Origin of the sequence: Acidovorax sp. (assembly GCF_046314175.1) — a bacterium.
In the GTDB taxonomy this organism is placed as follows: domain Bacteria; phylum Pseudomonadota; class Gammaproteobacteria; order Burkholderiales; family Burkholderiaceae_C; genus Acidovorax.
In genome coordinates this window covers 41,842-58,208 of record NZ_JBKBXG010000002.1, presented here as the reverse complement: position 1 = coordinate 58,208, position 16,367 = coordinate 41,842, and the positions used below count along the sequence as shown (strand labels likewise).

Below are 16,367 nucleotides of genomic sequence, written 5' to 3'. Positions count from 1 at the left end.
CGAAGTTGAACAGGCTTGCATTGCACCGCAGCATGGCCGCCGAGGCCAGCACTCTTGCCTGCTGTTTCCCTCGCCTACATTTGCCTGCGCGGTGTAACCCTCAAGGCCTGATTTATGTCGTTGCGTGGTGGCGATGTCGCCAGGCGTTTCAAGCTTCCGGCATGGCCCTTGGCTTAGCACAAGGGGTTTGGCGTGCAAGGCGGGCATGGATAAATGACTCTCAGGCTCTTAGTCCGGATGGCAGCCCCGTGCACCGGATGACCGCCAGGCCCGCGCGCGTCCTACAAGCCATGGACACGAAAGCCAAAACAATGAGTTCAAGCATTTCGCTTGATCTCGTTTTTTTGAAGGAGCCTTCCATGCAAAAGCAAACCGTCTTCGCTGCCCTGGCAACTCTGGCATGCACCGTCGCCTTGGCCCAAGCCCCTGCAAGCGTCAACACACGACCACCGGCAGAAGTGAACCCCACGGCGTCTGGCGGCCCCGCGGCTGCCAATGCGCAGAACAAGGTAGACATGCGCACCAGCCAGAGCAACAAAGCACCCGCCAACCCCGTCGCAGGTGACGGCCGAGCTGCCCCTGTGGCAGAGATCAATCCCACTGCAGTCGGCGGCAAGGCTGCTGCGAAGGCGCAGTCCCGGGTCGATGCTCGGCTGATGGACAGCAATGGTGATGGCATGGTGTCTCGTCAGGAATGGGATTCTTACCACGCAGATGCCTGGAAGAACATGAAGCCCGCCAATGCCGGTGTTTCCACAGCCGACATCGATAAGTTGAACCGTACACCGATGACGCACTGATAGTGCTGTGTAGCCCGTCTTTGACGGACAGGTCAAAAACGCCTCTGCACTTTATTGCAGGGGCGTTTGAGGGTCTGGGCTTGGATGGAGCGTATTTCGGCAGCCTGTGTTTTCATAAAGGTTGCAGGGTGAAAGACACCCGCATGGTCGTACCGCTCCGAGGTGACGGAGAATCACCCGATCCGTTTGTCGCAGACGGCAAACCCCCCTCTGCGCTTCACCCTACCAAGGCACCCTATGGGCAACCGACTCACACAAATCGCCACGCGCACAGGCGACGCTGGCACCACCGGCCTGGGCAACAACCAGCGCGTGTCCAAAAACAGCCTGCGCATCCACGCCATGGGCGATGTGGACGAACTCAACTCGCACATCGGCCTGTTGTTGTGTGAACCCATGCCCGACGAGGTGCGCACGCTGCTGGTAGAGGTGCAGCACCAGCTGTTCAACCTGGGGGGCGAGCTGTCGATACCGGGCTACGAATTGCTCAAGGCCGAGGCCGTGCTGCAGCTCGACGAGGCCTTGGCGCACCACAACGCCGCGCTGCCCCGGCTTCAGGAATTCATCTTGCCTGCAGGCACCCGCGCCGCATCGCAAGCCCATGTGTGCCGCACCGTGGCCCGCAGGGCCGAGCGCATCGTGGTGGCGCTGGGCAATGAAGAGGCCATTAACGACGCCCCGCGCCAGTACCTCAACCGCCTGTCAGATCTGATGTTCGTGCTCGCCCGCGTGCTGAACCGCATGGACGGCGGTGATGACGTGTACTGGAAAAGCGAGCGCATGGCGCAGCAGAATGCTACTGAATAGATAGCTGCCAGCGCTTACGCATCAAGCGCTGGAGGCTAATTTCTCTCAAATTCCGGTCAATTTCAGAAACTGGCGCGCCCCAGGCCAGAACCGCCGCGCAAGGGCCGCCGCGCCCCAGGGGGATGAACGCTACCGGGGTGCCAGGATCGCCATGGTCAGCCGCGACACGCAGGTCAGCTCACCCGCTTCGTTGTGCATATCGATGTGCCACACGTGCGTGGTGCGGCCAATGTGCACGGGCTTCGCCGTCCCGGTCACCCAGCCGCTGGTCGCAGAGCGCAGGTGATTGGCGTTGATGTCCAGACCCACCGCGCGGTAGCCCTCGGGCAGTGTGTAGTAGGCGCCGGTGGAGCCCAGTGACTCGGCCAGCACCACGCTGACCCCGCCGTGCAGCAGGCCAAAAGGCTGGATGGTGCGGTGGTCCACCGGCACCCGCGCGCGCAGAAAATCGTCGCCCACCTCGACAAACTCAATGCCAAGGTGCTCTACGGCGGTGTTGCGGTTGGCGGCCTTCAGCAGGGCCAGATCGATGGGTTTTTTCCAGATGGGCATGGTGTGTAGGGGAGGGCAAGTTCAAGTCGGTGCAAGCCACTGATTGTGCCCATGCCCACCTCGCAAGGGAGCACGCCCGCTGCGTGAGCAAGCGAGCGGGCCCGTCCGGCGGCCTCAGCCTACAAACTTCCCGTTGGCGCCCATCACCCCCAGGTCCAGAAAACGCGAGCCCACATACGGCGCGCCGCCGGCATAGTCAATGGACAAACCGCCCAGGTCACTGCTGCGGATACCGGCCAGCGCGGTGCGCAGCTTGGCTCGGGTCAGCTCGCGTCCGGCGCGCTCAAGGCCTTCGGTCAGTACGCGGGCGTTCACATAGCCTTCAAAGCTACGGGCCGAGAATTCCTGATAGCCCAGCGCGCGCATGGCTTTCTGGTAGTCGCGCACCACACCCACGCTGGTGCGTGCGGCATCGGGCAGCACCATCGACAGTGCAATGCCTGACGCCTTGCCCCCCAGCTGACGCAGGTTGTCGCCCGACAGGGCCACGCTGGTGGCAGCCAGTGGGGTGCTGGGCGAGACCTTCTTGAACTCGTTGACCAGCGTGGCGGTCACGTCACCTGCGGTGCCGAGAAGCACAGCGGCTGCCTTGGCCGCCACAGCCTTGCCCACCGCATCTGCCACCTGCGTGCCCTGTGCATCGAGCTTGAAAGCCTTGGGCGCGGATTGCTTGGCGGCGGCCATGGCCTTGTTCACATCGGCCAGAAACTCGCGGCCAAAGGCCGTGTCCTGGTACACGATGGCCAGGTCGGTCATGCCCATGGACACCAGTTTCTGCGTGAGGCGCTGGGCTTCATCGGTGTAGCTGGCGCGCACGTGGAACACCGAGCGGTATTCGGCCTTGCGCAATGATGTGGCGCCGCTTTGGGGGGCCACGTAGGGGATCTGTGCCTCGTCCACCAGCGGCAGGATGCGCTGGTTGTTGGCCGTGCCCATGCACGAGATCAGCGACACCACGTTGGCATCGGCGATCAGCTTGCGCACGTTGTCTTCAGAGCGGGCGGCGTCATAGCCGTCGTCCAGCGCCAGCAGCTTGACCTGGCGGCCATGTATGCCGCGCTCGTTGGCCTGCGCAAAACCTGCATCCAGGCCCTGCTTGAGTTCTTTGCCCAGACTGGCCAGCGCGCCGGTCACGCCCAGCGAGCAGCCAATGGAGACCACCTTGGCGTCCATCGGGTCCTGTACGCCCACAGCGCGCGAAGGCGTGGCCCACAGCAGGCCGGTGCTGGCGGCAACAAGGGATTGGGTGAACTGGCGACGTTGCATGGTGAAAAGCTCGCTGACAAAAATGAACCAGCCCTGGATGGGGGCTGGTGGGTTGGACGGTGGGAGGTCGATGGACCTAGGGTAAACCCTGATTTTATCTGGCGAGGCTGGCAATTGGCTGTCAATGAGCGCCGCCCCAAGACGGGCGAAGTAGTCGCCCCTTGACCGGCATTGACCGGCAGCCCTCTATGCCGTTGGTGCGGGTTGCGCAGGCAGGCGCATGCTGCCCGTCTCCACATACCGCTGGTGCCACGACAGCGCCTCGCCCAGGATGTGCGGCGTGTGCTGGCCCACCGCCGTCTTGCGCGCCCGGGACACGTAGTCGTGCAGTGCAGGGCGAAAGTCAGGGTGCGCGCACTGGTCGATGATGATCTCGGCGCGCTGCGTGGGCGAGTGCCCGCGCAGGTCGGCCAGGCCCTGCTCGGTGACGATGATCTGCACGTCGTGCTCGGTGTGGTCCACGTGCGATGCCATGGGCACGATACACGAGATGCTGCCGTTCTTGGCCAGCGAGGGCGTCATGAAGATCGACAGGTACGCATTGCGCGCAAAGTCGCCCGAGCCGCCAATGCCGTTCATGATGGCGGAGCCCATGATGTGCGTGCTGTTCACGTTGCCGTAGATGTCGGCCTCGATCATCCCGTTCATCGCAATCAGGCCCATGCGGCGGATCAGCTCGGGGTGGTTGCTGATCTCCTGTGGGCGCAGCACGATGCGCTGTTTGTAATAGTCGATGCGTTCGTTGAAGTCCTGCATGGCCGCAGGGCTCAGCGACAGCGCCGTGGCCGATGCGCTCGCCAGCGTGCCCGATCGCAGCATGTCCAGCATGCCGTCCTGCAGCACCTCTGTGTAGGCGGTGAGGTTGTTGAACGGGCCGTTGTTCAGCCCCGCCAGCACTGCGTTGGCAATGTTGCCCACGCCCGACTGCAGTGGCAGCAGGTCCTTGGGCAGGCGGCCCCGTTTCACTTCGTGCTGCAAGAACTCAATGATGTGGCCTGCGATGCGGTTGGACGTGTCGTCGGGCGCGGCATAGACGCTGTTGCCGTCGGGCTGGTTGGTCACCACCACTGCAATCACCTTCGCCGGGTCGCAGCGCAGGTACGGCTCGCCAATGCGCTCGTGCGGGTGCGTCATCGGTATCGGCTTGCGGTGCGGCGGCACATCGGTGCCGTAGTAAATGTCGTGCATGCCCTCCAGAGCCGGGTTGTGCCAAGCATTCACCTCCAAGATGATCTTGTCGGCCTGGTCCAGCCAGGTTTTGTTGTTGCCCACTGATGATGAGGGAATCAGCCGCCCGTCGGGCAGCACGCCCGCCACCTCCACCACGGCCACATCCAGCTTGCCCAGAAAGCCAAACCACACAAACTGCGCCACATGCGACAGGTGGATGTCCACATACTGCATCTGCCCCGCATTGATCTGGCGGCGCACCGTGGGGTCGGACTGGTAGGGCAGGCGCATCTCGATGCCGTCCACCTGGGCCAGCGCGCCGTCCAGCTCGGGCGCGGTGGATGCGCCCGTCCACAGGCCAATCTTGAAGCCCCTGCCCTGCGCGTTCAGGCTCTCGATGCGGCGCGCCAGCGCGCCCGGCACCGCCTTGGGGTAGCCCGCGCCGGTAAAGCCGCTCATGCCTACATGCGCGCCCGCTGGGATCAACGCCGCCGCCTCATCGGCGGACATGGTGCGGGAGAGAAATTCGGGGTACAGAACCCGATCGGCCAGGGACATGAACAAACTCCGCAAAAAGAAAAAAGGCCACCCGCCCGGTGAGCGGATGGCCCTGTGGACAAGACCCAGGATGCTAGCCTGTGTTTCTTACAAATTAAGGGTTAACCCTTAAACATCCAGTCTGTCCGCTCACGTACGCAGGTTACGCCGCTTTGCGGTTGAGCAGCGCGTACAGCAGGATCGCCCCGAACGTGGCCGTGCCGATGCCGCCCAGCGCAAACTGGCCGAACTTGAGCGTGAAGTCGCCCGTGCCCAGGATGAGGGTGATGGCCGCCACGATGAGGTTCTTGTTCTGCGAAAAATCCACCTTGTTGTCCACCCAGATCTTGGCCCCCGCCACCGCGATCAGGCCAAACACCACAATGGACACGCCGCCCATCACCGGCAGCGGAATCGTCTGGATTAGCGCACCGAACTTGGGGGAAAAGCCCAGCACCAGGGCAAACACGCCCGCCAGCAAGAACACGGCGGTGGAGTAGATCTTGGTGGCCGCCATCACGCCGATGTTCTCGGCATAGGTGGTCACGCCGGTGCCTCCTGCGCTGCCACTGACCATGGTGGCAATGCCGTCGCCGATGAACGCGCGGCCCATGTAGCGGTCCAGGTTCTGGCCGGTCATGGCCGTCACGGCCTTGATGTGGCCCAGGTTCTCGGCCACCAGGATGATGGCCACCGGGGCAATCAGCAGCATGGCGTTGCCGCTGAATACGGGCGCTGCAAAGTTGGGCATGCCGAACCAGGCGGCATTGGCCAGCGCAGAAAGATCCATCGGCTTGCCCAGGCCCATGCCATTGGTCAGCACCGCGTAGATGATGCTGGCGGCAATCAGGCCCACCAGGATCAGCAGGCGCTGCACCATGCCGCGCGTGAGCACGGCCACCAGGCCCACGCTCACAAAGGTCACCACCTGCATCCAGCTGTCAAAGTTGCTGGCCGCCATGTTCTTGATGGGGATGCCCGCCAGGTTCAGACCGATCACCGCCACCACCGAGCCCGTGACCACGGGCGGCATGAAGCGCTCGATCCAGCCCGTGCCAACCGCCTGCACCAGCGCGCCGATCAGCGTGTACAGCAGGCCGCAGGCGATGATGCCGCCCAGCGCAACGCCCATGTTGGTGTTGGGCCCCTGGCCCGCATAGCCCGTGGCCGCAATCACCACGCCAATGAACGCAAAGCTCGACCCCAGGTAGCTGGGCACCTTGCCGCCCGTGACCAGGAAGAAGATCAGCGTGCCAATGCCGCTCATCAAGATGGCCACGTTCGGGTCAAAGCCCATCAGGATGGGCGCCAGCACCGTGGCGCCAAACATCGCAATCACGTGCTGCACACCCATCACCGCCGTCTGCGGCCAGGGCAGCCGCTCGTCTGGTGCGATGACCCCGCCTTGTTGCAACACATCAGCGCTTTTCACGCGCCAGTTCATGAATCCCATGTTGTTTATTCCTTGTGGTTGAGGCGCGAATGCTAGTGGATAGGCACGGCGTTGCCGTGAACCTGTGTGTCCTTCGCCAGGCGGCCGCCCGCCGGGAGCCGGGTTAGCATTTGGGCCATCACTCGCTAGGGCACCCCCGCCATGCAACATCTGCCGTCCTGCCCTTCCTGCCGCCAGCCCATGCAGGCCCACCGGTTCACCAGCAACCAGGGCGACCCGCTGGAGCTGGACATCTGCTTTGCCTGCCAGGGCCTGTGGTTTGACCGGCACGAAAACCTCAAGCTCTCGCCCACATCGGTGGTGGAGCTGTTCCGCCTGCTGCACGTACACCGCACCGACCAGCACCAGCCCCTGGCAGACCCCATGGCCTGCCCGCGCTGCAACACAACGCTGGCCAAAGGTTTTGACGTGGTGCGCAGCGGCCGCTACATGATTTACCGCTGTGGGCGCCAGCATGGCCGCTTCAGCACGTTCTCGTCCTTCATGGTCGAAAAGGGCTTTGTGCGCCACATGACGCGCCCCGAGATCGACGACCTGGCCAAACGTGTGGGCGCCATCTACTGCACCAGCTGCGGCGCCCCGGTGGACATCCGCAAGGACCACGCCTGCCCCTACTGCCGCGCCGCGTTTTCGCTCATCGACCCGCAGGCCGTGGTGCACGCCCTGGAGGGCTACGCGCAGGCCAGCGCCCGGGTGCCTGTCGGCACACCGTCGTCTCCGCAGGTCGACATTGGTGATGCCCTGGTGGCCCTGGAACGCGACCGCACCCGGGCGGAGCGAGAGCGGCAGAAAAAAGCGTTCACCAGCACCGCCGACGCTGCAGATGACGGATTCACCGGCGACCTGTTGGCTGCGGGGGTGGAGATGGTCTGGGCGTTGATCAAGACCAGAAGCCACTGAGTCTTCTCCCGCTGCCGCTCCCCCAGCAGCGAACCGCAGCGCGGGCCGCCCGATACATGATTGCAGTGCGCGGACATTGCCCACGCGCCGGGCGATGCGTCCACAATGGGGAAGGCCTGTGCCCTGGGCCTCCCGCATCCCACCCACCGTGGCGCCTCCTCGCCACCCGAGGAGAGCCCCATGCCCCAGCCGCCGCCCCCCAGCCGACGCCGCTCCGCGCACCCGCACCCCGCACAGGCCACCTCCGCGCAACACGGTGACTGCGACACCGACCAACCCTGCCTTCTGGAGCGCGCCCAGCTCCACGCCGTGCCCAGCACCTTGCTCATCCCCCTGGCGGCCCGCGCGCATGGCGGGCGGTACTTTGCGTGGCTGGCCTGTCACGACGCCGTGGCCACCCAGCTGCTGGCCGCGCTGGGGGCAGACATCCATGCGTATCTGGACGACCTGCCCACCGTGCTCAACGTGCTGTGGCGCACGCGGGCGATCAAGCAGGTGGGGCAGGCGTTTTTTGCAGAGCATCCGCAGGCACTGGGCGTCAACCTGGGATGCGGGCTCACCCACCACTTCCAGTGGCTCGACACCGGCGCCAACCAGTGGCTGGACGCCGACCTGCCCGAGGTGATGGCGCTGCGCGAGCAGCTGCTGCCGCTGCACTGCCCGCGTGCGCGGCATGCCCGGGTGGACCTGGCCCAGCCCGGCTGGTGGAAGCGGCTGGGGCTGCCCAAGAAAACCGATGCGCAACCCGTGCTGTTGATCTGCGAGGGCGTGCTGATGTACCTGCAGCCCGAGCAGGTGCACGCCGTGCTGGCCGAGTTTGCGCAGAGCGCGCCGCCGGGTTCGCGCATGGTGCTGGATGTACTCACGCGCCAGGCCGTGGGTCGGGCGGCCACCCACGCCAGCGTGGGGCCCACGGGCGCAGAGTTTCACTGGGGCGTAGGCCGCATGGCCGAGCTGGAGCAGGTGCACCCGCGCCTTGCACTGCTGCGCGAGCAGAGCGTGTCGGAGTGCTACGGCTGGACGGGTATTGCGCTGGACATGCTGTGGCGCCCCTGGCTGGGCGCGCCGTTGTACGGCATGGCGACGCTGGGTGTGGAGCATGGCTCCCCCTGAGCCACGACCCGCTCGGTGTCACCGCCGGAGGCGGCAACTCTTCGATGCCGTCCAAGCCTGCGCAGGCAGGCTTGGAGCCGCGGCATCTCAGCCCCTGAGGGGGACGCCACCGGTGGCCTGGCAAAGCCAGTTCCACGGTGGCGCTGGCTTGTGCCGCTCCCGTTGCGAATGACGTGCTGCTACCTGGGCACCAGCGCGCGCATCCACCGTGGCGGCTGGCCTGTCAGCTGCCCCACGATGGCTGCCTGCAACGGCGGCAGGCGCCGCGCGCCCTGCAGCACCCACTGCCGAAGCAGGCGGGGCACCGGGCGCGGGTCGGTGTACAGCTGCACGATGGCGTTGGTGCCCTGGTAGATGGGCCAGGCGTGCCGGTGGTGGCCGCTTGCATACGGGGCCAGCGCGTCGGCACTGCCAATGTCTTGCCCGCGCTGGCGGGCGGCCACCAGCGCAGCCATCAGCCGCTCTACACCCGCCAGGCCCAGGTTGTAGCCATGGGCCGTCACCGGGTGCATGCCCACGGCTGCGTCGCCCAGCAGCGCGCAGCGCGGGCCCGTAAAGCGCTGGGCATACACGGCGACCAGCGGGTAGGCGTGGCGCTCGCCCACCAGCTGCATGGGCCCCAGCCGCGCGTTGAACTGCGCCTGCACCTGCGCCGCAAAGGCTGCGGGGCTTAGGGCCATCAGCGCAGCGGCGTCGGCTGCAGCCGCCGTGACCACCACCGAGCACAACGGTTGCCCGTCTTGGGGGTCATCAGGCAGGGGCAACACGGCCAGCGTGCGTTCGTAGCCAAAACATTCATGGGCCACGCCGCCGTGGTGCAGCGTGTGCTGCATTCGGCACACGATGACGGTGCGGCCAAAGTCGGTCATCTGCGCGCCCATGCCCAGCTGGCGGCGCGTGGCTGAAAAACGGCTGTCGGCGGCCACCAGCAACGGGGCGTGCAGGCGCTCGGGTGGGGCGGCGCTGTCATCGGCCGCCATGTAGTCCAGCTCGGCGTGCGCGCCCAGCGTGGCCACGCGGGTGACCTGGGCGCTGGTGATGATGCGCACGCCCGGTGTGCGTGCTGCCACCGCGTAGGCGCTGCGGCGCAGTGCGTGGTTGGGCACGATGAAGCCCAGCGGGTCTGTTGCAGCGCCGCCGCGCGGGTTGCCCGGCGTGCTCAGTGACGCACTCAACTGCAGCGCGCTGTGGCGGCCCAGCGGGCCGTCGTGCACTTGGGCCTGGTGGATCGTGCCCACCTCATGGTCGGCCAGGTGCGACCAGGTGCCAAGCCGCTGCAGGGTGGTGCGGCTGGGGTGGGTCAGCGCAATCTCGCGGCCGTCCGGCGCGGGCTGTGCCAGGGCGCTTTCGGGCTGCTGCTCCACCACCGTGGCGCTGAAGCCCGCCTGCGCGAGGGAGATGGCCAACGACAGGCCCGCCGGGCCGGCGCCGACGATGAGAACGTCGCTGTGAAGGGTCATGGCAAGAACAACGCAAAGAAAGGGGTGCGTGCCATTGTGGGTGGGTGGGTTCTGGCGGGCTTTGCCCTGCATCAACCTGCCACGCTAAGCGTGTGATGCTATAAATTATATAGCTATTGGCGCTTTATGGATAAGCGTTAGAGGCCAAAAACACTTGAAATTTGGCCGCCGAACCACCGAGGGGCTGGCTCAGGTTCTCAGGCCCTGGCTGTTTTGCGCGGGGCTTTGCCCGCCTTCTTGCGTGCGGGGGCCGGTTTCGTCTTGCCGCGCAAATGCAGCCCCCACGTCACCACCAGCCACAGGTACGACAGCAGCACGCTGTACGCCGCCACCCATGCCAACGAACCAGGCGCCGCGGTCAGGGAGCGTGGGTTGGCCAGGGTCTTGAGCAACTGCAGCGTTCCCCTGCCCAGCACCGGGTTGGCCTGCGCACTGCCCGAACGCGCCACGCGTGCGGCCATGAAGATGAAGAACTCCATCAGCAGCGCGCCCACCACAAAACACGCCAGCAACGCCAGCAGATGGCCCAGTGCCCGGCGGTCGCCCTTGGCCAGAAAGTACAGGGCCGACACCAGCGCCAGCGCGGGCAACAGCCAGACCAGTGCGGGCCAGGCGGAGATGAGCATGTGCATGGGGAGGTCTGACGTCGCAGAAGGTATAGAAAAGGAACCGCGCGCCACAGCGCAGCGCGGCGGGTGTGGCTGCGGATGATAGACCCTGCGGCAGGCAGCCCGGGCAGGGCTTGATGACGCTGCCCTGATTCGTGGTGATTGCTATTTATTTAATAGCTGCTAGCGCTTATGGATAAAGCGCTGGAGGCCAAAAACACCTAAAACGCCGTCAGTGCGCCGCTCGGCACCTTCACGGCACCCGTTTCGCGGGGGCGAATGGTGCAGCGCCGGGGGCGGGCGCATCCCCAGCCGGGCTCCCCACCATCTCGCGCATGCGCCGCCGCAGTGCGCGGTCCCGGCGGTCATCCGCTTCCCAGTCGGCCTTTACGCCGCGCCACAGGGCCAGCGCCATCAGCAGGATGACAACGGTGAACGGCAGCGCAAACACGATGGTGGCGGTCTGCACCGCCTTCACGCCGCCCGCCAGCAGCAGGCTGATGGCAATGCCGGACACCAGCACGCCCCAGACGATCTTGACGCGCGCCGACGGGTTCTCTTGCCCGCCGGTGCTCATCATGCCCAGCACCAGCGTTGCCGAGTCGCCCGACGTGACAAAGAACACCAGCACCAGCAGCGTGGCCACAAACGACATCACGGCGCCCCAGGGCAGGGCGTTGAACATGGCAAACAGCGCGGTCGACACGTCGGCCTCGACGGCTTCGGCCAGCGGGATGCCCTGCATGATCTCCATGTGCAGCGCAGTGCCGCCAAACACCGAGAACCACACAAACGCCGCCAGTGTGGGCGCAAGCACCGTGCCCAGAATGAATTCACGAATGGTGCGCCCACGCGAAACGCGCGCGATGAACAGGCCCACAAACGGCGACCAGCTCACCCACCAGGCCCAGTAAAACACCGTCCAGCCGCCCACCCAGCCGCTGTCGCGAAAGGGCGTCATGCGCAGGCTCATGCGCACAAACTCGGTGAGGTAGCTGCCCAGCGTGTTGGTAAAGGTGTCGATGATGGCCACCGTGGGCCCCAGCACAAACACCGCCAGCGCCAAGAGCGACGCCACCACCAGATTGATGCTGGACAGCCACTTGATGCCACGCGTCACGCCCGTCACCGCCGACGCCAGAAACAGCACCGTGGTCACCACGATGATGCCCACCTGCGACGCAGGCCCCACGGGCAGGCCGAAGGCGGTGTGCAGCCCGCTGTTGATCTGCAGCGCGCCCATGCCCAGCGACGCGGCCACGCCAAACGCGGTGGCGATCACCGCCAGGATGTTGACCAGCGGGCCAATGCGCTGCAGCGGCGCCCAGGGCAGGGCCATCACCGCCGTGCTGACCAGCGCCGAGCCGCCCTTGCGGAACTGGAAGAACGCAATCGACAGGGCCACGATGCTGTACACCGCCCAAGGGTGCAGCCCCCAATGGAAAAAGCTGTAGCGCATGGCCGCGTTGGCCGCCTCGGGCGTGTTGGCGGCAATGCCCGGCGGCGGGGCGCCATAGTGCGAGATGGGTTCGGCCACACCCCAGAACACCAGGCCAATGCCCATGCCCGCCGCAAACAGCATGGCAAACCACGCGCCGATGGAGAACTCAGGTTCGTCGTCCTCCTGGCCCAGCTTCAGGTCGCCATAGCGGCTGAACGCCAGGATGATCGCCATCACCACCAGCCCCAGCACCACCCATAGGTAGAACCAGCCAAAGTTGCGCGTGATGGCAGCCAGCGCCGTGTCGAACACGGAGCCCAGCGAATCGGGCGCAACCACGCCCCAGAGCACGATGGCGAGGATCAGCCCCGCCGAGATGAGAAGTTCCATGGGATCACCTTTCTGGACGATCAAAAAAGGGATGCACAGGCCGTATTCACTGCGCTCTTGGGTGCCCATGAGGCACCAAAAGGCGGAGGAACACAAGCCATCGCGCCTTTTCAGCCAAGGCGAAAAGGCGGCAAAAGCGGGGGCTGGGTAGCGCCAGGGGTGGTGGTACCGCAGCGTCCCGCCTGCACATCACAGGGAGTTGGGCCGCGCACTGCAAGCTGCCACGCGTGCGCTGGCGTGGCAGCGTCGCAAAGCAGGCATCCCGAAAGGGGCATGGCCCGAAGCCGATGCGCGCTCGGTGGCGCGGCAAGGCATTGAACAGGTTTGTAGACATCCCATCTGCACAGCGCCTTGTTGGCACCCCGCGGGCACGCATACAGCCGTGCGCAGAGGGAGAAAGGAAGCAAGTGTATGTAACGGGCCCGCCAAACTGTCTGCAATACCGCAGTCAAACGCAGGGATGCTTGCGCTGCAAGGCGCTGTCAAGGCGTGGCAACCGAGTCCAAAAGGTGGCTGCGTCTTTGGCTGGTGAGGGTTTGTACAAAAACCCCCAGGAGATGGCGGGGCGATGAATTCGCACGATACGAAAAACACACGCTTCAGCCCTCCAAGCGCTTGAAAGATGTAACGCAAAGTGAACCCTGCCGCAGTGCCGAAGCGCTGTTGTTACGTTGCCCGCCTAAAGGTTGCGGCGTGTTTTTGAGCCGTTGTCAGGATACGAACGGTTGCAACCAAGGCGATCGGGCGAGGCGCTGCGAAAAGCTGCATGAAACAATTGCGTGGCAACTGAAACAAGCCGCTACGGGGCTTGCAGATTCGCTAAATGGCCAACGCGCCAACGCTCCTTCAAGCGCCGCTGCTCGTAAGCCACATTCATCCAAAGAGGGAAATCACTCCGTGAAACAACTGACTTTTATCGCCATGGCGTGCGCGCTGGCACTGACCGGCTGTGCCACGACCGAAGGCGGTTCCGCCAGCGGTCTGTCGTCCGTTTCCGCAGCCCTTGGCACGACCAGCGCCGGGGGCTCGGGCGCCAGCAAGTCCGAAAACAAGCTGGGTGCTGCCCTGGACGTGTTCAAAGCCGCCACCGTGTCGGATGACGAACTCAAGTCCGTGGCTCTGCAATACCGCGCCTATGGCGATCGCACGGAAAAGCTGGCCCCGGCCAACAACAAGTATTCGAAGCGCCTGGCCCGCCTGACGGCCAAGCACGTCAATGAAGACGGCATGAAGCTCAACTTCAGGGTGTACCTGAGCAAGGAAGTGAACGCCAACGCCACGGCCGATGGCTCCATCCGCGTCTATTCCGGCCTGATGGACATGATGAACGACCAGGAACTGCTGGCCGTCATTGGTCACGAAATCGGCCACGTCAAGCACGCACACACCATGGGCGCCATGCGCACCGCCTACATGGCATCGGCAGGCCGCAAGGCGGTGGCGGCCTCGGGCGGCGCAGGGGCCCGGCTGGCCGACTCGGACCTGGGCGAGCTCGGTGAGAAGCTGCTCAACAGCCAGTTCTCGCAAAGCCAGGAAACCGAGTCCGACGACTACGGCCTGGCCTTCATGAAAAAGCACAAGTACAACGTCAAGGCGATGGAAGGTGCGTTCCGCAAGATTGCCTCTTTGGGCGGCAAGCAAGCCGGCATGGACCAGATGCTGTCGTCGCACCCCGACCCAGGCGCCCGTGCAGACCGCATGCGTGACAAGGCGGTAGACAAAAAATAATGCTATGAATTGAATAGCTGTCAGCGCTTATAAATTAAGCGCTGGAGGCCAAAAAAGCTTAAAAAAAGCCCCGCAATGCGGGGCTTTTTTGTGGGTGGGGGCGTTTGCTGGGGCTACCCGCCTCAGGGGTACTGGTGCCCCCGGCGCGTGCGCCTGGTGTCCCCTGCGGGCAAGCCGGTGCCAGGCCCGCTGCCGGTGAGCACGCTGGTGGTGCCAACGGTGCTGCCTGAGGCAGTCGTGTCAAAGCCATACGTACCTTGCCACACGGCCCAGGTCATGTCGTTGCCGGTGCACTCGCTGTCCTTGAACGCCAGCGTATGGCTGCTTTCGATGAGGTTGGCCGACGTCGCCAGCTGGGTGGTCAGCCCTGCCGGGCGGCCCTGACAGGAGAGGCCACCGTACGGGCTCAGGTTGCCGTTGCTGATGATGTTGTGGCTGATGCGTGTTCCTGCGCTGTTGGGTTGGAAGGGACCCCAACCCAGGCCGATGCGGTGCTTGACGATGGTGTTGTGGTGCACATCGTGGTTGCGCATGGAGCAGGTGGCCTGAAAGCACTGCACGCCCAGATGGATGCCTGCGTTCACGAGCAGGTTGTGGTGGATGTGCACGTTGGCCGAGTTGTCTTGCGCTGAAACCTGTATGCCCATGGGGTTGCGGTTGGTGTCCGAGAAGACGATGTAGTTTTCGCGGTAGGTGTTGTACTGCGAGTTGTCCTTGTCGTGAAAGCCTCCGTTCACCTTGCCCAGGTTCAGCTGGTTGTTCTCGACCAATGACTCGCCCGCATCGAACCAGGTGGTGGCGTAGCCGTTGCCGATGTAGGTGCCGAAATCGTTCTCCTGGATCAGGAACTTGTGTCGCCAGACCGGGCTGGTGTCGCCCCAGCCATGGATGAACGCCGGGTTCTCGCCGTTGTTGTTGGACTGGCCGTCCAGAAACCGCACGTTGCGGACCACCAGACCCGCCTTGCTCGGGTCGCTGACGATGCCCCACTGCGTGACGCCCGTGATGTCGAAGCCCTCGAAGCGCACTGCAGGGGCGGTGTTGCTGCCCACGCTGAAGTTGGCGGTCTTGTTGAGGTTCAGCGTCACCACCTCGTCCGGGTAGGCGAGAAACTGCTTAGCCTTGGTGTCAAAAACCTTGATGCTGCCGGGCAGGTAGGTGCCCTTGCGCAAAACAATGGCTTGGTTGGGGGTGGAGCTGGCCAGCGCGTAGGCCAGGGTTTTGTAAGGCGCTGCCAAGGTGCCGCCGCCCGCAGCGTCGTTCCCGTTGGGCGCCACAAAGATGAAGCGCGAGGCGGCAGACTCGATGGTGAAGCTTTGCTCCAGCGTCTTCTGGGTTGCGCCACTGTCCTTGATTTCCAGGGTGAGCACGTAGGTGCCCTCACCGGACGGGGTGAAACGCACGGTGCCCCGGCGCCAATCCAGCGATACCCCTGTGGTGCTTTGGGGAACCCCCCCCAGGGTGAAGCTCTTGATGCGGTACTCATACGGGAAGATGCCGCCCACCACGCCTGGTCGGCTTTCGTACGCAATGCCTGGGTAGGCAATGTCGCGCAGTCCAAAGGACACGGCCAGCGCGGCGTTGGGCAATGTCTCGGGCAGGGTCAGGTGCGCTGCACTTGTGTACACGCATCGCACAAACACCGGCGCGCCATCAGCGGGTACGGTGGTGGGCGCCGCGCTGGACACCGCACACGCCTGACCCGCAGGCTGTGCCAGCACACGCAAGTCCAGCGGTGCCCCGGAAGCCACCTGCGGCGTGAAGGTGTAAGGCTGGTTCAGCGTCGCATCCAGCGTGGCCGAGCCGTGCCCCAGCTTGAGCGTGCCACCTAGGCCCAGCCCCTGTACGCGGACGTTTAAAGCGGTAGCGGCCGGTGCAGGTGGTGGTGGCGCAGGCGGCGGTGGTGATGCCGGTGGAGGCGATACGGGTGGCGCAGGCGGCGGTGGCTCAGGTGTCGGAGGCGTCGTGGGTGATGGCGACGGCGAAGGCGCTGGTGGTGGGGGCGTGGTCGGTTGCGTGGGAGAGGGGGCAGGCGCTGGGTTTGCCGTGGCCACGGTGTCCTCCGAGCCACCGCCGCAGGCGGACAGCCCCGCGACAGCGCACAACATCAGCGATATTGCGGCTATACGCTGGGCCTGGCGA

At 64.9% G+C, this 16,367-nt stretch carries 13 protein-coding genes; 5 read left to right on the top strand and 8 right to left on the bottom strand.

What is annotated here, in order from left to right; genetic code table 11:
* The first annotated feature begins 359 nt into the window (after positions 1-359).
* Together ACK4OE_RS01010 and ACK4OE_RS01005 are read left to right on the top strand one after the other, a co-directional pair.
* A complete protein-coding gene (locus tag ACK4OE_RS01010) occupies positions 360-800 on the top strand; it encodes a hypothetical protein (RefSeq protein WP_409882428.1) in 441 nt (146 codons plus the stop codon).
* 237 nt (positions 801-1,037) lie between these two features.
* Positions 1,038-1,607, top strand: a complete 570-nt coding sequence (locus tag ACK4OE_RS01005; RefSeq protein WP_409882426.1) for a cob(I)yrinic acid a,c-diamide adenosyltransferase — start codon at positions 1,038-1,040, stop codon at positions 1,605-1,607.
* A 129-nt stretch (positions 1,608-1,736) separates the two neighbouring features.
* On the opposite strand, the gene ACK4OE_RS01000 is transcribed toward ACK4OE_RS01005, so the two are convergent.
* The 4 genes from ACK4OE_RS01000 to ACK4OE_RS00985 all read right to left on the bottom strand — a co-directional run bounded on the left by ACK4OE_RS01000 (position 1,737) and on the right by ACK4OE_RS00985 (position 6,585).
* Entirely contained in the window at positions 1,737-2,159 is a 423-nt protein-coding gene (locus ACK4OE_RS01000) for a hotdog fold thioesterase (protein ID WP_409882424.1), read from the bottom strand.
* A gap of 114 nt (positions 2,160-2,273) precedes the next feature.
* Complete coding sequence (locus tag ACK4OE_RS00995) at positions 2,274-3,425, bottom strand: ABC transporter substrate-binding protein (RefSeq protein ID WP_409882423.1); 1,152 nt, start codon at positions 3,423-3,425, stop codon at positions 2,274-2,276.
* Between the two features lie 186 nt (positions 3,426-3,611).
* A complete protein-coding gene (locus ACK4OE_RS00990; RefSeq protein ID WP_409882422.1) occupies positions 3,612-5,153 on the bottom strand; it encodes an acetyl-CoA hydrolase/transferase family protein in 1,542 nt (513 codons plus the stop codon).
* Between the two features lie 142 nt (positions 5,154-5,295).
* Complete coding sequence (locus ACK4OE_RS00985; RefSeq protein WP_409882421.1) at positions 5,296-6,585, bottom strand: solute carrier family 23 protein; 1,290 nt, start codon at positions 6,583-6,585, stop codon at positions 5,296-5,298.
* 141 nt (positions 6,586-6,726) lie between these two features.
* Here ACK4OE_RS00985 and ACK4OE_RS00980 point away from each other — a divergent pair, with 141 nt between their 5' ends.
* Positions 6,727-7,485, top strand: a complete 759-nt coding sequence (locus ACK4OE_RS00980; RefSeq protein ID WP_409882420.1) for a zf-TFIIB domain-containing protein — start codon at positions 6,727-6,729, stop codon at positions 7,483-7,485.
* A gap of 180 nt (positions 7,486-7,665) precedes the next feature.
* Positions 7,666-8,598: a class I SAM-dependent methyltransferase gene (locus ACK4OE_RS00975; RefSeq protein ID WP_409882418.1), complete on the top strand. Its 933-nt coding sequence runs from the start codon at positions 7,666-7,668 to the stop codon at positions 8,596-8,598.
* A 179-nt stretch (positions 8,599-8,777) separates the two neighbouring features.
* On the opposite strand, the gene ubiM is transcribed toward ACK4OE_RS00975, so the two are convergent.
* The 3 genes from ubiM to ACK4OE_RS00960 all read right to left on the bottom strand — a co-directional run bounded on the left by ubiM (position 8,778) and on the right by ACK4OE_RS00960 (position 12,497).
* Positions 8,778-10,058 (bottom strand): 5-demethoxyubiquinol-8 5-hydroxylase UbiM, encoded by a 1,281-nt coding sequence (gene ubiM, locus ACK4OE_RS00970; RefSeq protein WP_409882417.1) that lies wholly within the window; start codon positions 10,056-10,058, stop codon positions 8,778-8,780.
* A gap of 197 nt (positions 10,059-10,255) precedes the next feature.
* Complete coding sequence (locus ACK4OE_RS00965) at positions 10,256-10,690, bottom strand: hypothetical protein (RefSeq protein WP_409882415.1); 435 nt, start codon at positions 10,688-10,690, stop codon at positions 10,256-10,258.
* Positions 10,691-10,919: 229 nt separating this feature from the next.
* Positions 10,920-12,497, bottom strand: coding sequence for a BCCT family transporter (locus tag ACK4OE_RS00960; RefSeq protein WP_409882414.1), 1,578 nt, complete (start codon positions 12,495-12,497; stop codon positions 10,920-10,922).
* A gap of 897 nt (positions 12,498-13,394) precedes the next feature.
* Between ACK4OE_RS00960 and ACK4OE_RS00955 the strand changes: the two genes are divergently transcribed.
* Positions 13,395-14,225, top strand: a complete 831-nt coding sequence (locus tag ACK4OE_RS00955) for a M48 family metallopeptidase (protein ID WP_409882413.1) — start codon at positions 13,395-13,397, stop codon at positions 14,223-14,225.
* A 122-nt stretch (positions 14,226-14,347) separates the two neighbouring features.
* On the opposite strand, the gene ACK4OE_RS00950 is transcribed toward ACK4OE_RS00955, so the two are convergent.
* Positions 14,348-16,333: a hypothetical protein gene (locus ACK4OE_RS00950; protein ID WP_409882411.1), complete on the bottom strand. Its 1,986-nt coding sequence runs from the start codon at positions 16,331-16,333 to the stop codon at positions 14,348-14,350.
* Positions 16,334-16,367 lie beyond the last annotated feature (34 nt).

Excerpts from the sequence above, each read along its gene's own strand:
- ACK4OE_RS01010 (WP_409882428.1), top strand. The coding sequence starts at position 360 with ATGCAAAAGCAAACCGTCTTCGCTGCCCTGGCAACTCTGGCATGCACC.
- ACK4OE_RS01005 (WP_409882426.1), top strand. The coding sequence starts at position 1,038 with ATGGGCAACCGACTCACACAAATCGCCACGCGCACAGGCGACGCTGGC.
- ACK4OE_RS01000 (WP_409882424.1), bottom strand. The coding sequence starts at position 2,159 with ATGCCCATCTGGAAAAAACCCATCGATCTGGCCCTGCTGAAGGCCGCC.
- ACK4OE_RS00995 (WP_409882423.1), bottom strand. The coding sequence starts at position 3,425 with ATGCAACGTCGCCAGTTCACCCAATCCCTTGTTGCCGCCAGCACCGGC.
- ACK4OE_RS00990 (WP_409882422.1), bottom strand. The coding sequence starts at position 5,153 with ATGTCCCTGGCCGATCGGGTTCTGTACCCCGAATTTCTCTCCCGCACC.
- ACK4OE_RS00985 (WP_409882421.1), bottom strand. The coding sequence starts at position 6,585 with ATGGGATTCATGAACTGGCGCGTGAAAAGCGCTGATGTGTTGCAACAA.
- ACK4OE_RS00980 (WP_409882420.1), top strand. The coding sequence starts at position 6,727 with ATGCAACATCTGCCGTCCTGCCCTTCCTGCCGCCAGCCCATGCAGGCC.
- ACK4OE_RS00975 (WP_409882418.1), top strand. The coding sequence starts at position 7,666 with ATGCCCCAGCCGCCGCCCCCCAGCCGACGCCGCTCCGCGCACCCGCAC.
- ubiM (WP_409882417.1), bottom strand. The coding sequence starts at position 10,058 with ATGACCCTTCACAGCGACGTTCTCATCGTCGGCGCCGGCCCGGCGGGC.
- ACK4OE_RS00965 (WP_409882415.1), bottom strand. The coding sequence starts at position 10,690 with ATGCACATGCTCATCTCCGCCTGGCCCGCACTGGTCTGGCTGTTGCCC.
- ACK4OE_RS00960 (WP_409882414.1), bottom strand. The coding sequence starts at position 12,497 with ATGGAACTTCTCATCTCGGCGGGGCTGATCCTCGCCATCGTGCTCTGG.
- ACK4OE_RS00950 (WP_409882411.1), bottom strand. The coding sequence starts at position 16,333 with ATGTTGTGCGCTGTCGCGGGGCTGTCCGCCTGCGGCGGTGGCTCGGAG.